Origin of the sequence: Streptomyces sp. MNU89 (assembly GCF_020982505.1) — a bacterium.
In the GTDB taxonomy this organism is placed as follows: domain Bacteria; phylum Actinomycetota; class Actinomycetes; order Streptomycetales; family Streptomycetaceae; genus Streptomyces; species Streptomyces xinghaiensis.
In genome coordinates, this window is sequence record NZ_JAJKLL010000001.1 from 2,426,682 (window position 1) to 2,442,332 (window position 15,651).

The 15,651-nt window shown below is 70.2% G+C and carries 9 protein-coding genes and 3 pseudogenes; 5 read left to right on the forward strand and 7 right to left on the reverse strand.

Going from position 1 to position 15,651, the window contains the following annotated elements; translation table 11 throughout:
• Positions 1-150 precede the first annotated feature (150 nt).
• Complete coding sequence (locus tag E4N63_RS10245) at positions 151-867, reverse strand: spermidine synthase (protein WP_230240485.1); 717 nt, start codon at positions 865-867, stop codon at positions 151-153.
• 350 nt (positions 868-1,217) lie between these two features.
• Here E4N63_RS10245 and E4N63_RS10250 point away from each other — a divergent pair.
• Positions 1,218-1,481: pseudogene (locus E4N63_RS10250) on the forward strand (DUF5753 domain-containing protein); the annotation flags it as partial.
• Between the two features lie 254 nt (positions 1,482-1,735).
• Here E4N63_RS10250 and E4N63_RS10255 read toward each other — a convergent pair.
• The 5 genes and pseudogenes from E4N63_RS10255 to E4N63_RS10275 all read right to left on the reverse strand — a co-directional run bounded on the left by E4N63_RS10255 (position 1,736) and on the right by E4N63_RS10275 (position 9,420).
• Complete coding sequence (locus E4N63_RS10255; RefSeq protein WP_230240486.1) at positions 1,736-3,922, reverse strand: type I restriction-modification system subunit M/S; 2,187 nt, start codon at positions 3,920-3,922, stop codon at positions 1,736-1,738.
• Between the two features lie 87 nt (positions 3,923-4,009).
• The gene (locus E4N63_RS10260) at positions 4,010-4,669 is read right to left on the reverse strand and encodes a hypothetical protein (RefSeq protein WP_230240487.1); all 660 of its coding nucleotides are present in this window, start codon (positions 4,667-4,669) and stop codon (positions 4,010-4,012) included.
• Positions 4,670-5,150: 481 nt separating this feature from the next.
• On the reverse strand, positions 5,151-6,179 hold the full coding sequence (locus tag E4N63_RS10265) for a DUF5954 family protein (protein ID WP_230240488.1): 1,029 nt from the start codon (positions 6,177-6,179) through the stop codon (positions 5,151-5,153).
• Between the two features lie 264 nt (positions 6,180-6,443).
• A pseudogene (locus E4N63_RS10270) lies at positions 6,444-7,481 on the reverse strand (endo-1,4-beta-xylanase); the annotation flags it as partial.
• 565 nt (positions 7,482-8,046) lie between these two features.
• On the reverse strand, positions 8,047-9,420 hold the full coding sequence (locus E4N63_RS10275; RefSeq protein WP_374112733.1) for an endo-1,4-beta-xylanase: 1,374 nt from the start codon (positions 9,418-9,420) through the stop codon (positions 8,047-8,049).
• Between the two features lie 701 nt (positions 9,421-10,121).
• On the opposite strand from E4N63_RS10275, the gene E4N63_RS10280 reads away from it, so the two are divergent.
• The 4 genes and pseudogenes from E4N63_RS10280 to E4N63_RS10295 all read left to right on the forward strand — a co-directional run bounded on the left by E4N63_RS10280 (position 10,122) and on the right by E4N63_RS10295 (position 14,450).
• Entirely contained in the window at positions 10,122-10,481 is a 360-nt protein-coding gene (locus E4N63_RS10280) for an SH3 domain-containing protein (RefSeq protein ID WP_125627120.1), read from the forward strand.
• Between the two features lie 235 nt (positions 10,482-10,716).
• Positions 10,717-12,194: pseudogene (locus E4N63_RS10285) on the forward strand (FtsW/RodA/SpoVE family cell cycle protein).
• Positions 12,191-13,648, forward strand: coding sequence for a penicillin-binding protein 2 (locus tag E4N63_RS10290; protein ID WP_230240489.1), 1,458 nt, complete (start codon positions 12,191-12,193; stop codon positions 13,646-13,648). The pseudogene E4N63_RS10285 and the gene E4N63_RS10290 overlap by 4 nt, the downstream one beginning before the upstream one ends.
• 250 nt (positions 13,649-13,898) lie before the next feature.
• Positions 13,899-14,450: a DUF3291 domain-containing protein gene (locus E4N63_RS10295; protein ID WP_125622937.1), complete on the forward strand. Its 552-nt coding sequence runs from the start codon at positions 13,899-13,901 to the stop codon at positions 14,448-14,450.
• Positions 14,451-14,564: 114 nt separating this feature from the next.
• Here the strand turns inward: E4N63_RS10295 and E4N63_RS10300 are convergent, their stop codons facing one another.
• The gene (locus E4N63_RS10300) at positions 14,565-15,491 is read right to left on the reverse strand and encodes an ADP-ribosylglycohydrolase family protein (protein WP_230240490.1); all 927 of its coding nucleotides are present in this window, start codon (positions 15,489-15,491) and stop codon (positions 14,565-14,567) included.
• Positions 15,492-15,651: the final 160 nt, after the last annotated feature.

Consider the following 15,651-nt stretch of genomic DNA (forward strand, 5'->3'; position numbering starts at 1 on the left):
GTGGCCGGTGAGTGCATGCCGAGGGTTAATGCGTTGATTGAGTGCACATCCTTTCGCAGGGTGTTCACAGTTGGCGTCTGACGGTGTACTGGACGCAGCCCCCACCGGCCGGGTCGGCCGGAGTGCCACCGCTCCGCGTGCGGGCCGGCTTCACCGGGCCCGGGCGATGTAGATCGTGCAGGAGGCCGTGTTGCCCTGGAGAGGGTTGTCGAAGGTGACGATCCGCGCCTCGGTCTCCGGGAACACCTGCGCGAGCGCCGAGTTGAACTCCTCGCTCGGCGGGTCGTTCGACCACAGGGCGAAGATCCCCTCGGGGTGAAGGTGGCCCGCCAGGGCGCGCAGCCCTTCGGGCCGGTAGAAGCCGGCGTGGCCGGGGTGCAGCACGTGCTCCGGCGAGTGGTCGATGTCCAGGAGGACGGCGTGGAACCGGCGGCCGGGCGCCTCGGGGTCGAAGCCATCGGAACCGGCCGCCTCGGCGAAGAAGTCGCCCTGGACCAGACGGCAGCGGGGGTCCGCCGTCAGACGCGCACCCAGCGGTACCAGCCCCCGCCGGTGCCACTCGACGACTTCGCCCAGCGCCTCCACCACGAGCAGCGACCGGACGCGCTCGTCGTTCAGCGCCGCGTCGGCGGTGTAGCCGAGCCCGAGCCCGCCGACGACGACGTCCAGTTCGCCGCCCCCGCACTCCGCCAGGCCGAGGTCCGCGAGGGCGATCTCCCCCGCCGTGAACATGCTGGACATCAGCCACTCGTCGCCGAGCTTCACCTCGTACACGTCGGTGTCCGTGGGGAGATGGCGGCGCCGCCGCAGGCTGATCTCCCCCATGGGGGTGGGGCGCCAGTCGAGTTCCTGGAATTTCGCGCTCAAGGGGATCGCTCTCCTGGGTCCGGGCCCCGAGGGGGCCGCAGGCGGTGTGCCGGTTCCGGTCCGGCTCCGGGCTCCGGGCTCCGGGCTCCGGGCTCCGGGCGGAAACGGCGGCGGGTGGACGTGATCCTCCCCGATTTCCCCGGCCCGCCGCAGCCGACGGCCCCCGGCCGGAGTCATCAGAATTCGCGGGGACCCTCGTCCCTTGAGCTCGGCCCAGACCGTCTTGCCGATCCCCGCTTCGCGCTCCCGGACTCCCCAGCGGTGGCAGAGGGTGTCCACAAGCAGCAAGCCGCGCCCTCCTGGGTCGTCCTCGGTCGGCTCCCGGACCTCGGGGGTCCCCCTCCCGCTGCGACAGCATTCGGACCTACCAGGTGCAGTTGGTGCCCGGACTCCTGCAGACCGCGGAGTACGGCAGAGCAGTCACGGTGGCCTCACGTGCCTGGCAAACCCCCGAGGAGATCGACCAGTTCATTCAAGTCCGGCTCGCCAGGCGAAAACGGCTCACCGGGGAAGGACCGCTGGAGTTCTGGGCGATGCTCGCCGAAGGAGCCCTTCGTCAGCAGGTCGGCGGTGCGGAGGTGATGCGCGCGCAACTGGAACACCTGATCACGCTGCCGGGACGGATGTGATGATCTCGGCTTGGCCTCAACCGCGTTGCCGGCCAACTCGGCTACTCGGCACCCTCAGCCCGAGGGAGACCAGCGCTGGACCGACGCAGCCCGGACACCCGGCGGCCCACCGGGCCTCCAGCCCTGCCCACACCACTCTGACCAGGGTTCATTCACGCGTCAGAAGGGCGCGCCTTCTCTGGAGCCCCCTCCGATGCCGTCCAGCGCATGGGGCGAGGCCCTGCGTAGTAACACCGTGGTCATTCCTCTGTTGGAAGCAAAACGCGGCCGGACATGAGCAGATCCGCCAGTTCCGCACGGTAGGCATCGAGCGCCGCAATGAGTTCGGTGTGCGTTTGGCGCTGCTGATCCAGGATGTTCAGTACACGCCCGATCTTCTGTTGCTCTGCCCGGGGAGGCAGCAGGACGGGCAGATCGTACAGATCCTTCGAGGAGACCGACTGCACAGCGGTTCCTCTGGCCCGCCGGCTGATCCAACTCTGGGCTTCGGGACGTTCCAGGAAGCCGAGGAGGTAGTCGGCGTACGAGAGTTCGGAGGGACGGATCCGCACCAGGTGAGTGCCGAAAATCCACCCTTCCTCGGCTTCCGTGACCAGGGCGCAGCGGCCCAGGGTGCCGGTTCGCGTCATCACCACGTCTCCGGGCTTGAGTCGATAGCGCGTCAGACTCTTTGCTTCGTCCTCCGGAACCCAGGTCACGCCTTCATGCAGAATCCGATGTCCGCGCACGGCCGCAGGACGAACCACGGGAATCCCGCGACCGGTGTCGTCTGCCTTATCCCGCCTTCGCCCGCCCGGGCCGACCGTGATCTCCGCCAGTGTGCCGAGCCGCTCTTGACGCCATCCGGATGGGATGCTCTCCCCTGTCCCACTGGGCGCAGCCCGAGACCATGTTTCGCGCCATGGGTTCCCGGACCGTTCCAGGTTGCCGCTCAGCTCTTGCAGCCGCGCTGCGGCGGACTCCAGCCGTTCCATTCGACGAGCCATGACCTGCTCGGTGACTTGGGGATTCATCAGCGGGAGTTCTGGAGCCGTCAGGGAGCGGGGCGTGAGCATGTAAGTCCGATCCCGCAGCTCATCAAGTTTGAGGGCACGACTGGCGACGGCACCGGCACCGGCACCGGCACCGGACGGTGTGGATTCGGTTCGCTCCATTCCGTGGTGCCATGCCGCGTAGGCATCGACCACTGCGGCAATGTCCCCTTCGGACAGCTCACGCAAGGCCGGGCCGGTCATGCTGCCCAGCGCTGAGCCGTCGATGAACAAGACTTCCTCGCACCGGCCCACCGGTCGTGTCAGGATCCAGATGTTGACGGGGATCGCCGTGACGGCGAACAGCTGCGGGGGCAGTGCCACGACGCATTCGACCGCTCCATCCTCGATCATCGCGCCACGGATCCGCCCTGGGCGGCCGCCGATGAATCCGGCGCCCTCCGGCATCACCACTGCGGCCCGCCCGCCCGGAGCCAACTGGTCCATCACGTGCTGCAGCCATGCGAAGTCACCCCGCGAGCCCGGCGGGCCATAGCGCCAGGTCCGCTGCTCCTCGGAGGCGGACAGCCGTTGTGCAAAGGGCGGGTTGGTCACGATCCAGTCGATGCCGCTCGGCCAAGGGGATCCAGATCCATCACGTGGCCCTGGCCCCTCGATCTCCATTCCCAGGTGGAAGACTGCGTCTTCCGCGCCATGGAGGGTGAGATTCATCGTGGCGAGATGCAGAGCGTCACTGCTCGGAGTCGTACCCGTTACGCATGGCCGGATCCCGGATTCGGGCAGCTCGGCAAGAATCGCCGTGAGCACTTCCCCGGCACGGCAGAAGGGATCGTGAACACGGCGTGGCCGGGGGACGGCGACGGACAGCATGCGTGCCATGGTGCGCGCCACAGACTTCGGCGTGAAAAGCTCTCCTCCTTCACGCCGTCCGTACTCACTCCGGTAGCGGTCCACCAGCAAGTCGAATACAGCCGCGCACTCGGCTCGTGTCCCCGGGCCCTGTTGGCTGAAGACCTCGATAAGAGTGGCGACCTGTTCGTGGCCTGCGACATCACGGTCGAGCACGGTGCGCAGAACGGTACGCAGAGAGGTTGCCGAAACACGGGCCGCGGGGCTGGTTCCCCATGTGTGGACCAGCCCGAGCAGCAACAGCATGTTCTCAGCTGGAGCCAACTGCCCACGGAATCGATCCGCCTCGGCCAGCAATCTGTGAACAAAGTCCTGCGCGCTGAAGTTGCCACGGTCCAGCCCTGCCCGGAACCGATCACCGAAGGTCGTACCCGCCAGTTCCCCTTCCCGCCGTACGTTCGCCGGTACTGTCCGCCGGCCCAGCCAAGCGGCTACTTCGTCTGCCCGGAAGACGTCGGTGCCCGAATGGCCGGATGACGGCACCGGTGCAGGAAAATCCTGATGCCGCCGCTCCCAGTTGGCCACAGCAGGACGTTGGACACCCGCGAGGCGCGCGATGTCGGCACGGGTCACTACGAGTCGCCCGAGGTCCGTCACAAGATCATCCTCCGGTCAGAAGCGCACGGGCCGGGTGCCGCCGAGAGAGGCACGACGGCCTGCGAGAACCTCGGGGAAGCGGTCCATCGTCTTGGCCTCAATCGCCAGCTCGGGGCTGATGTGGCCGAGCATGCGATAGATCTTGGCGTGGTCCGCAGAAAGATCACGATGGTGCACGGGTTCGTGGTGCATGATCCGGTTGCGCAGGAGGACCAGCGAGGACAAGCCGTCGTAGAGCCTCTTACGCGGCAGGTCCAGGTAGGGAAAGGCCTTGTGCAGGGTGGGCACCCACAGGCCTCGGTCGTAGCTACGGCTCAGCAGGGAGACCCAGAAGCCGAACGACAGCTCCGCCACCATGCTGTCGGGCGTGGGGGCCGTCCTTCGGCGCTCACACTTCCGTCTGGCCTCCATGACAAGGCGCTTGGTCTGCCAGTCCAGAGGAGCCGCTTCCCACCAATCCGATCGGCCATACTTCCGACTCAGCTGATCGTGGAGAGCGTTGCGCAGGGCCAGCTCCAGACAGTGCAGCGGACCATACAAAGCGCCGCAAACCTCAACGTTCCACCAGTACAGACGGACAGCAGTCAGTGACTCGCCCTGCGCGGCCATGACATACCTGCTCAGGCGCGGCCGGGACAGGGCACGGACCAGCCACTCCGGCAGCCTCTCGATCACGGACTCCCCCTCTGGACACGGCTCCGCCTACGCAGGCCGTTGCAAGAACTGGTGGCGGTGATACCGTGGTCGTGAAAGCCCCGGGCCCGCCTCTGCTCAGCACGCCACCCGGGGCACGGCCTTCCGGACCCCTGGCAGTCATCCACCGCCAGGGGTTTCGCCTTTTCCCACGGTCCGCAGCGTCAGGATGACCGTAGCGGACCACACATCGACACGCAACCGCAGTGCAGTGCGCGAGTTTTCGTTACCCCCTCGACCAAGCGTGGAAGGGGCAAACATCACGGGAGCGGTCGGCGTACTCACCCGAGGTCCCGTTCTCCCCGGCCCGGTCCGGTCACGCCGGTCCCCGCCGGACCGGGTGGCAAGGGTCCGCCCGGCCCCGATGCCGGGGCCGGGCAAAGCCGGGGCCGGGGTCTGTCCGCGCAGGCTCCGGTACTTTCGGGGCGGGCCAGGGCCGGTGGCCGTGTCGGGAGAGGCCGGGTCAGTCCTCCTCGTCGTCCTCCTCCCACAGGCCCTGTTCCTTGAGTTGCCGGACGTGGACCTTGATCGGTGGCTCCGGGTCCGGGTCGGAGGGGCGTGGGCTCTCGGGGCCGTCGGGGCCGACGCGGACCAGGCGTTCGACCCGGGCCACCCGGTAGCGCACGCCCGCTACCGTCACCTCGTTCAGGCGTTCGGAGGAGATGCGGTCGGCCGCGGCGGCGTACTCGGCGCGCAACTCCGGGGTCAGCTTCCGCAGTTGCGGGAAGAACGGGCCTCGCCAGTGGGTGGCCAGTCCGTCGCGGGCCGCCTGCGGGGTGGTCGACGTGCCGTCCGATTCGGGACGCCAGTGGCCGTCGGAGTCCTCGGCGATCATGAAGGTCGGGGGGAGGAGCACGCCGCCGGGGTGTGTCCGCGCGGCGCGCAGGGAGTCGGCACGGACGTCCGGCGGCACGGTGCCGGCCGCGCGGACCATGCCCAGCAGTTCGGTCTTGAGGATGCCCTCGGACATCCCGGTGGCGGTGGTCGTGTCGATCACGAAGCCGACGGACGGGTCCTGGATCTTGCCGGACTCGCCCGGTGCGGCCGGGTCCGGGTCGGAGGGCCGGGGCGGCTCGGGGCCGTCCGGGCCCATGCGGATGAACCGCTCCGCCCGGACGACGCGGTACCGGTCGCCGAGCACGGTCATGTCGTCGAGGGGTTCCCAGTCCAGGCGTTCCGCGGCCCGCAGGCACGCGTCGCGCGCTGCCTCGTCACCGGCCTCCTCCGCGTCCCGGGCCGTCAGCCGGAAGTGCGCTCCGAGGCCGTCCCGGGACCCCTGGGGTGCCGTGTCGCAGAAGTACGGGCGGAGTTCCCAGCCGCCCTCCTCGCGTTCCCGCGCGGTCCCGAACACCGGTGCGCCGGCCGAGCGGATCTCCGGGTACGTCTCTCGGGCCTCCCACGCCTCCAGGTCCGCCATGGCCGCGACAGGGCTCTCCAGTGCGGTCACGCGGACGGTTCGGTAGGCGGGGTTCTGCTCGTCATACTGAGTCACGGGCCCAGCATGGACGCGGCGCCGGGGGCCGGGTGCCGGATCGGGCGGCTATCCCCCGTACTGCTGGATTCTGTCGGATGCCTGTCCTAATCGGCGGCGCGGGCGGCCCGTTGCGCACCGTCATCGGCGTGGCCCGTTCCGGCGCCGCCGGTACGCGGACGGCGCGGCGACCGTGGGGATCGCCGCGCCGTCGCGTCATGCGCTCGCCGGTCCGGACGGCCGGGTCCGCCCGGTCCGTGGTCCGGCTGCCGGTCAGCCGGCGTTCAGTGCGTTGAGCACCGCGGTGTACGCCTGCTTCTTGTTGTAGTTGCGGTCGAACAGCAGCGGGGTGTCGTTGGAGCGCCAGGAGTAGTGGTCGGGGATGCCCCACACGGTGATGCCGGTGCAGCGGGAGACGGCCAGGCAGGCCTGGGTCACGCCGCCGAACTGCTCGGCCTGGGAACTGCCGGAGCCGGCGATGTCCAGCTCGGTGATCTGCACGTCCACACCCAGGTCCGCGAAGTTCTGCAGGGTGGTGTGGTAGTTGTTCGGCACCGGGTTGCCGCTGTTGAAGTGGGCCTGGAAGCCCACGCAGTCGATCGGCACGCCGCGGGACTTGAAGTCCTTGACCATGTTGTACACGGCCTGCGTCTTGGCGTGGCTCCAGTTGTCGGTGTTGTAGTCGTTGTAGCAGAGCTTGGCGTTGGGATCGGCTTCGCGGGCCATGCGGAAGGCCTCTTCGATGTAGCCGTTGCCCAGCCGCTGCTGGAACACCGAATTGCGGCGGGCGCCGCTGCCGCCGTCCTCGAACGCCTCGTTCACCACGTCCCAGGAATGGATCTGACCCTTGTAGTGGCCCATCACCTGGTTGATGTGGTTCCGCATGGCGCTGCGCAGCTGGTCGGCACTGCCGAGGTTGCTCACCCAGCCGGGGAGCTGGGAGTGCCACACCAGCGTGTGACCGCGGACCGCCATGCCCTGCTGCCGGGCATGGTTGAAGATCCGGTCGGCATTGCCGAAGTTGAAGTTGTTCTGGGACGGCTCAAGCGCGTCCCACTTCATCTCGTTCTCGGCGGTGACGCTGTTGAACTCCCGGTTCAGCGTCTGCACGTACTGGGACTCACCGAGGTGGTTGGCGGCGACCGCGGCACCGAAGTACCGGCCCTTCTCGGCCGCCGCGGCGCCCAGGGTGTCGGCGGCGTGAGCGGTGCCGGACAGGCCGACGACGCCGGTCGAGGCCAGGACGGCGGCCAGGCCGAGGACGAGCGTCTTCCGGGTGCCGGGTTTGCGGCGCTGCCGCCGGGCTGACGTCATGCTGATCATTGCTGCCCCTTCTTCCGGGGACCGGACGGAGGTGGGGGACCCGTCCGGACTTGGTGGGTGTGAACGGTGTGATGCCGTGCCCCCACGTACCGCCGCGGCCGACGGTGGGGTGTCGGTGCCGCGGGCGGCGATCGCTCCGGAGTATGGCCGGATCGGTGAGGGGGCGTCAACGCTTCTTTCCGGAAGTTTTTCGGCCGTGAAACACGTCGGTAACTTGAATAACCCTCTCTGAACTGGAGTTATGCGGCCGCGTTCGACGGGTCGTCAGTTTTGGATCTTCGAGGAGGCAGAAAATTATCGGAGACTTCCGTTAAACGGCATCACTCGGCGGGCCGGTTGCGCCCGCCTGCCGGGTGGTGCACGCCGCGCGCGGTCTTCACCCGGCGGTTCCCCGGCCCCGACAGCAGAAAGCTCCGCCCGGCTCTCCGGGGAGTTTCCGGAGAGCCGGGCGGAGCTGCCCCTTGCGAGGGCCCGCCTGGACGGGGGAAGCGACGGCGGCCCCGCAGCGCGGCGGGCCGGCCGGACTGTCAGGTGACCGGCCGGCCGGGCCGTCGGTGCGAGTCGGTCAACGGGCCGTACAGCCGCCGATCCGTGGTTGCGACCAGTTGCCGTTGGCCATCACCGTAAACCCGAAACTCGTCGACGAGCCGGACGACAGCGTGCCGTTGCCGTTCGGTCTCATCGTCATCACCGTGCCGTTCCAACTGGGCGTGCCGTTCCAGGTGGTGGAGACGCTCTGCGGCGAGGTCAGGTTGACGGTGACCGTCCAGTCGCTGATCGCGCCACCGTTGGCGGTGACCGTCACCTGGCCGTTGAAGCGGTCGCCCCAGCGCATGGTCTCGGAGTACGTCGCGGTGCAAGTGGCCCCGGTGTTACCGCCACCGTCGTCACCACCGCCGTCGCTGCTGCCGCCGAGGGCCGACAGAACGGCGTTGTACGCGGGCTTCTTGTTGTAGTTGCCGTCGAAGAGCAGCGGGTTCTGCTCACTGCGCCACGAGTACTTGTCGGTGACACCCCAGACCGTGATGCCGGTGCAGCGCGCGACGGCCAGGCAGGCCTGCGTCACGCGGCTGTAGCTGTCGCTCGGGGCGTTCTGGATGTCCAGCTCGGTGATCTGCACATCGACGCCGAGGTCGGCGAAGCGCTGCAGGTTCGCCTGGTAGTCGCTGGGCACCGGCGACTGCTGGTTGAAGTGGGACTGGAAGCCCACGCAGTCGATCGGGGCGCCGTTCTGCTTCATCTGGCGCACCAAGTTGTAGACGGCATTGCTCTTCGCGTTCTGGCCGTCGGTGTTGTAGTCGTTGTAGCAGAGCTTGGCGTTGGGATCGGCTTCGCGGGCCATGCGGAAGGCCTCTTCGATGTAGCCGTTGCCCAGCCGCTGCTGGAACACCGAGTTGCGCCGGGCACCGCTGCCGCCGTCCTCGAACGCCTCGTTCACCACGTCCCAGGAGTGGATTTCGCCCTTGTACTGGCCCATCACCCGGTTGATGTGGTTCCGCATGGCGCTGCGCACCTGGTCGGCACTGCCGAGGTTGCTCACCCAGCCGGGGAGCTGGGAGTGCCACACCAGCGTGTGACCGCGGATGTCCATGCCCTGCTGCTGGGCGTGGTTGACGATGCGGTCGGCGTTGGCGAAGTTGAAGTTGTTCTGGGACGGCTCCAGCGCGTCCCACTTCATCTCGTTCTCGGCGGTGACGCTGTTGAACTCCCGGTTCAGCGTGGCCACATAGTCCGCCTCACCGAGGCGGTTGGCGGCCACGGCGGTACCGAAGTACCGGCCCTTCTCGGCCGCCGCGGCGCCCAGGGTGTCGGCGGCGTGAGCCGTGCCGGACATCGCGACGACACCGGTCGAGGCCAGGACGGCGGCCACACCGTAGACGAACACCTGGCGGACGTACCGCCGTGGGCTTCTTCGTCCGGCTAACGATTTCCTGATCATTACTGCCCCTTCTGCCGGGGACCGGACGGAGGTGGAGGAACCGTCCGGGCATGGTGGGTGCGATCGGCCCGCGAGCCGGGACGCCGGACAGTGGGGGGAGGTGAACGGCGGTTCCGTGCGTGCGGTAGTTCGATCGATCCGGAGTATGGCGCCCGTCACAACGCAGCGTCAACGCTTGTTTCCGGAAGTTTTTCAACGGCGAAACACCTCCGTCACGGCGGCTTGCCCGGGATCTACCTGCGTCAATGTCCCGACGGGAGGCGGGCGCCGGTCCGGAAATGCACACCGTTCAACAGAATTTCCAGAGCTTTCCGATAACCGGAGTGCCGCATCCGGATGGACTCAACGATCCGCCGGAGCGCTCGCCAGACTCTCCCGGTTCCGACCTGCGCATCCCTTGATCGACACCCCCTCACCCCCGACGGACACCGAGGAGAGCTTCCGGAAACCTGCCCCGACCCTCTCCACGCCCGCACCGGGGCGACCCCTGCACGAGCCCACCGCGGGCCCCCACCCCGCCGACGCGCCCCTTCGCGCGCACGCCGGAACGTGACCGGTTGCGAGCCCAGAGTGTCCGATTTAGCGTCATTCATGCCGGTTGATCACGGTCAACGCTGCCCGTGAAACCAGCCGGTCCCCGGAAATACCAACGCCCCGCTCCCTCTGGGACAGGGCCCTCCCCTCCACAGGAGGCATCGCAGATGCTGCAGTCCAAGTTCCGCAAGATCGCGGTCGGCGTCGCCACCGGCGCCATCGCCACCCTCGCCGCCGCCGGCCCCGCCGCCGCGGCCACCGCCGCTCCGACCGGCGGTGGTCACCACCACCACTTCTACAAGGGCAAGGTCATCGCCCACTCCGGCCTGCTGCTCCGCAGCGCGCCCAACAAGGGCGGCCACGTCGTCGGCTCCAAGCCGTACGGCGCCATCGTGAAGATCAAGTGCAAGGTCCACGGCCAGAACATCAACGGCAACAACCGCTGGTACGTGCTGAAGGACGGCCACTACGCGTTCGCGTCGGCCCGCTACATCAAGAACATCGGCCCGGCCCCGCGCTGGTGCTGACCGCGCGCCGGTGCTGACGGACCGGCCGCCCGGATGACGTCGCACCCCCCGCGCGCCTCGCGCGCGGGGGGCGTGGCGCTGCGCACGGCGGCGCACGCCGGGGTGCGCAGCGCACGGCCGTGTGTACCGGGACGGAGGGGCGGGTAGGACGGCGTGCGACGCCAACCCCCTTCTCCCTCAGTACATCTGATGGCATAACAGACATAACACCGGCGAGTTTGTTACGTTCTCTGTCATGGCCGCATCGACAGCGGGTCCCCCCTCGGACCGTCCGGGCTCGCACCCGGACGGCCTCCCGGAAGCGCTCCCGCCCCCGGTGCGGCTCCCCCGGCGCCGCGGTACGGAGCTGGTCCTGCTCACCGGGGCCGTCCTGATCTCCGTCTACGGCTACGTCGAGGTCGGCCTGGCCACCGACGGCACCGTGCCGGCCGGCGCCGCGGGCTACGGAGCGGGCCTCGGGCTCCTCGCCCTCCTCGCCCACGTCGCCGTACGCCTGCGCGCCCCGTACGCCGATCCCCTGCTGCTGCCCATCGCCGTCCTGCTCAACGGTCTGGGCCTGGTGGTGATCTACCGGCTCGACCTCGCCACCCCGCCGACGAGGCCGCCCCCACCCAGCTCATCTGGTCCGCGCTCGGTGTCGGGTTCTTCATCGCCGTCGTCCTGTTCCTCCGCGACCACCGGGTGCTGCAGCGCTACGCCTATCTGAGCGTCGCCGCCGCGCTGGTCCTGCTGATCGTCCCGATCTTCTTCCCCGCGATCAACGGCGCCAAGATCTGGATCCGGGTGGCCGGTCTCTCGTTCCAGCCCGGCGAGTTCGCCAAGATCCTGCTCGCCGTCTTCTTCGCCTCCTATCTGGCGGTCAACCGGCACGCCCTGGCGTACACCGGCCGCCGGATCTGGAAGTTCCAGTTCCCCACCGGGCGGGTGCTCGGCCCGATCCTCACCATCTGGCTGGCCAGTGTCGGCGTCCTCGTCCTGGAACGCGACCTCGGCACCTCGCTGCTCTTCTTCGGCCTCTTCGTGGTGCTGCTGTACGTGGCCACCGGCCGCACCGGCTGGATCGCGGTCGGGCTGCTGCTGGCCGCCGCGGGCGCCGTCACCGTCGGTTCCCTGGAACCCCACGTCCACAGCCGGGTCCAGGACTGGCTGCACCCCTTCGCCTCCATCGACGCGGGCGAGGGCGCGAGCCAACTGGCGCAGACCTACTTCGCCTTCGCCTCCGGCGGCGTCCTCGGCACCGGACTCGGCCAGGGGGACTCCGTCCTCATCGGCTTCGCCGCGAAATCGGACTTCATCCTGGCCACGGCGGGCGAGGAACTGGGGCTGACCGGGCTCTTCGCGATCTTCCTGCTGTACACCCTGCTGGTGGAACGAGGGCTGCGGGCGGGCCTCGCCCAGCGCAACCCCTTCGGCCGGCTGCTGGCCGTCGGCCTGGCCTCGATCGTCGCGCTCCAGGTCTTCGTCATCGCGGGCGGGGTGATGGGGCTGATCCCGCTCACCGGGATGGCGATGCCGTTCCTCGCACAGGGCGGTTCCTCCGTCGTCACCAACTGGATCATCGTGGCCCTGCTGATCCGGATGAGCGACACGGCCCGCCGGCCCGCCCCGGCGCCGGCCGCCCCGGAGGGCCCCGGCGAACCCGGAGGACCCGTCGGCCCGGGCGATCCCGGCGGCCCCGGCGCCTTCGACGCCCCCGGGGAGGCGAGGCCGTGATCCGCCAGATCCGCCATCTGTCCGCCTTCTTCCTGCTCCTCCTGGTGGCCCTGCTGCTCAACGCCTCCCGCATCCAGGTGATCGACGCCGAGGAGTACGAGGACAACCAGGCCAACCGCCGCAAGAACATCGCCCGTTACAGCGCCCCGCGCGGCGACATCCTCGTCGACGGCGAGCCCGTCACCGGCTCCCGCGACACCGGCGAGCGGCTGCGCTACGAACGCACATACGTCAACGGACCGCTGTACGCGCCGGTCACCGGCTACGCCTCGCAGATCTACGGCACCACGCTCCTGGAGGACGCCGAGGACGACATCCTCTCCGGCGCCGACCCGCGGCTCTCCGTCTTCCCGCTCTGGCACGCACTGACCCGCGAGCGCGAACCGGCCGGCGACGTCCACACCACCATCGACCCGGCCGTCCAGCGCGCCGCCGCCGACGGCCTGGGCGGCGCGCGCGGCGCGGTGGTCGCCCTGGAACCGGACACCGGCAAGATCCTCGCCCTCGTCAGCAGCCCGAGCTACGACCCCGAACAGATCTCCGGGAACGGAGACGCCGCCGTCGACGCCTGGCAGCGGCTGACCGGCGCAGAGAACCAGCCGATGCTCAACCGGGCGCTCCGCCAGACCTATCCGCCCGGCTCCGTCTTCAAGGTGGTGACGGCGGCGGCCGCCCTGGAGCAGGGTGTGGTGACCGATGTGGACGAGCCGACGGACACCCCCGCGCCGTACACCCTCCCCGGCACCCGGACGGATCTGACGAACGAGGCGCGGGGGTGCGAGGACGCCGACCTGCGCCACGCCATGGAGGTCTCCTGCAACACCGTCTTCGCCAAACTCGGTGTGGAGGTCGGGCTCGACGGCATGGTGGACACGGCCGAGAAGTTCGGCTTCAACGACGACGGTCTGCGGGTGCCCTCCCGGGTTGCCGAATCCGTCTTCGACACCGACATGAACGACGCCCAGCTCGCCCTGTCGTCGATCGGCCAGTACAACACCGCCGCCACACCGCTCCAGATGGCGATGGTCGCCTCGGCCGTCGCCAACGACGGCAGGCTGCGCAAGCCGTATCTGGTCGACAGGATCACCGATTCCGAGGGCGACACGGTGGCCGTCACCCGCCCCCGCACCTACGAGCGGACAATGGACTCCGGCACGGCGGAGGTGCTGCGCGAACTGATGCGCGACGTGGTCGAGAACGGCACGGGCACCAACGCGGCGCTCCCCGGCGCGGAGGTCGGCGGCAAGACCGGCACCGCGCAGCACGGTGTGGGCAACGAGGGCATCCCGTATGCCTGGTTCATCTCCTGGGCGCAGAAGGACGGGGCCGACGAGCCCGGTGTCGCGGTCGCGGTGGTCGTCGAGGACGCGGCGGCCGACCGCGCCGACATCAGCGGCGGCGGCAACGCGGCCCCGATCGCCCGCCAGGTGATGCGGGCGGCACTGGGGCTCTGAGGACTCCGCACTGCGGGCTGCCGTCTCTCCGGGTTCCGGGGCCGGGGTTCCGGGGGGGCGTCACCCTCGGTGCCGGCCGGCGTGGTCGTACTCGCCGGCCTTGACGGCCCGCGCGAAGGCCGGCCAGATACCCGGGGCGACGCTCAGCACGGTGTGCGGCCGGCCGCACTCCCGGAGGCGGACCAGGCGCCGGGGCGGCGGCCGGTGGTAATCCAGTGCGCGGCCGGACGGTGGGCGCTAGCGTGCGGCCATGACTGACGCAGCCGCACCGTTCGAGCTTGCCCAGATCAATATCGCCCGGCTCCTCGCCCCGCTCGATTCACCGCAGTTGAAGGACTTCGCGGACGGGCTCGACCCCGTCAACGCCACCGCGGACGCCTCGGAGGGCTTCCGCTGGCGGCTCCAGAGCGACAGCGGCAACGCCACCGACGTGCCGGTCCTCGGGGACGACTGGCTGATCGTGAACCTGACCGTGTGGCGCGATCTCGACTCCCTCACCCGCTTCATGTACGACGGCCTCCACCGCGACCTGATGCGCCGCCGCCGCGAGTGGTTCGAGCGGCCGGCGGAGGCGGTGACCGCCCTGTGGTGGGTCCCCGCCGGGCACCGGCCGTCCGTCGCCGAGGCCGAGGAGCGGCTGACGCATCTGCGCCGGCACGGGCCCACGCCGTACGCGTTCGGGCTGCGGAGCGCCTTCCCGCCCGGGCCCGCGAGCCCCGTGCCGGGTACCGCGGAGGCCACGGCGGCCGAGCTGACGCGCGCCCGCGAGGCGAACGCCGGTGACGTCTGCACCGTCGGCTGACTCCCGGGCGGCAGTCGGCCGGCTCGCGGGTCCCGGTCCGGCGGGCCCCGGTCCGGTCGGTCCCGCTCCTGCGGGCGACGGGCCCTTGCCGGATGCCGGCCCCGGGAGCGGGGGTCAGGCCGCGAAGGGCGTGGGCAGGGGTTCCGCGCGCTCCAGCCAGACGTCCGGAACATCGGCGATGCCCGTCCGGCCGCCGACGACACCGCCCGCGATGGCGCAGGTCGTATCGATGTCGCCCAGGCCCGCCGCGGTGGTCCACAGCGCCTCGGTGAGGTCGTCCAGGTGCCCGGCCGCGCACCACAGGGCGTACGGCACGGTGTCGTCGGCGCGGATGCGGTAGCCGCTGCCCAGGGCGGCCGCCGCCGCTGCCGGTTCGGTGCCCGGGGGCAGTCCGGCCGCCAGCAGCACGCCGTCGCGTACCGCGCCCTCGGGGGTGTGATCCGCCACCCCGGCCAACAGCTCGGCGGGGGCGGGGGGTTCCTCCGTCCGGTCGGCGGCGAGGGCGGCCGCGACGGCGACGGCCACCGCGCCCGCGATGCCCTCCGGGTGCGCGTGGGTGACCTGCGCCGACAGCGTGGCCTGCGCGGCGGCCCGCTCCGGGTCGCCCGCGAACCAGGCGCCGAGGGGTGCGACGCGCATGGCGGCGCCGTTGCCGAGGCTCCCCTGACCGCCGAAGAGGGCGTCCGCGTCCTCGCGCCACCGGTCCGGCCGCCGGGCGAGCAGCGGCAGCAGTTCGTGCATGCCGCTGCCGTAGCCGCGGGCGGGCTCGGCGAGGAAGCGTTCGCCGAACTCCCGGGCCAGTTCCTCCTGCCGCACCTCGCCGTGGCGGTCGAGGACGGCGAAGAGCGCCAGGGCCATGGCGGTGTCGTCCGTCCAGTGCCAGAGGGGCGCTTCGGGTGTCCGCCGCTCCCTGATGGCCTCGCCGACGCTTCCCCGCTCGGCGGCGAGCGGGAACCAGCGTTCGCCGAAGGCGTCGCCGAGGGCCAGGGCGCGGAGGCTGTCGTGGGCGGCGGCGCGGCTGCCGGGACGGATCGCTGTCATGGGTCCATGCTGTCAGCCGCGCGGCGCCGTGGCATGTGGTGTGCACGCACAGCCGCACCGCCATAGGCGCCGCCGTACGCGCCGCGCCGTAGGCAGGCACCGCACTGTGGGCACCGCGCGGGACGGTCCGCCCGGCCGCAGGCCGCGGGCACGCACCCCG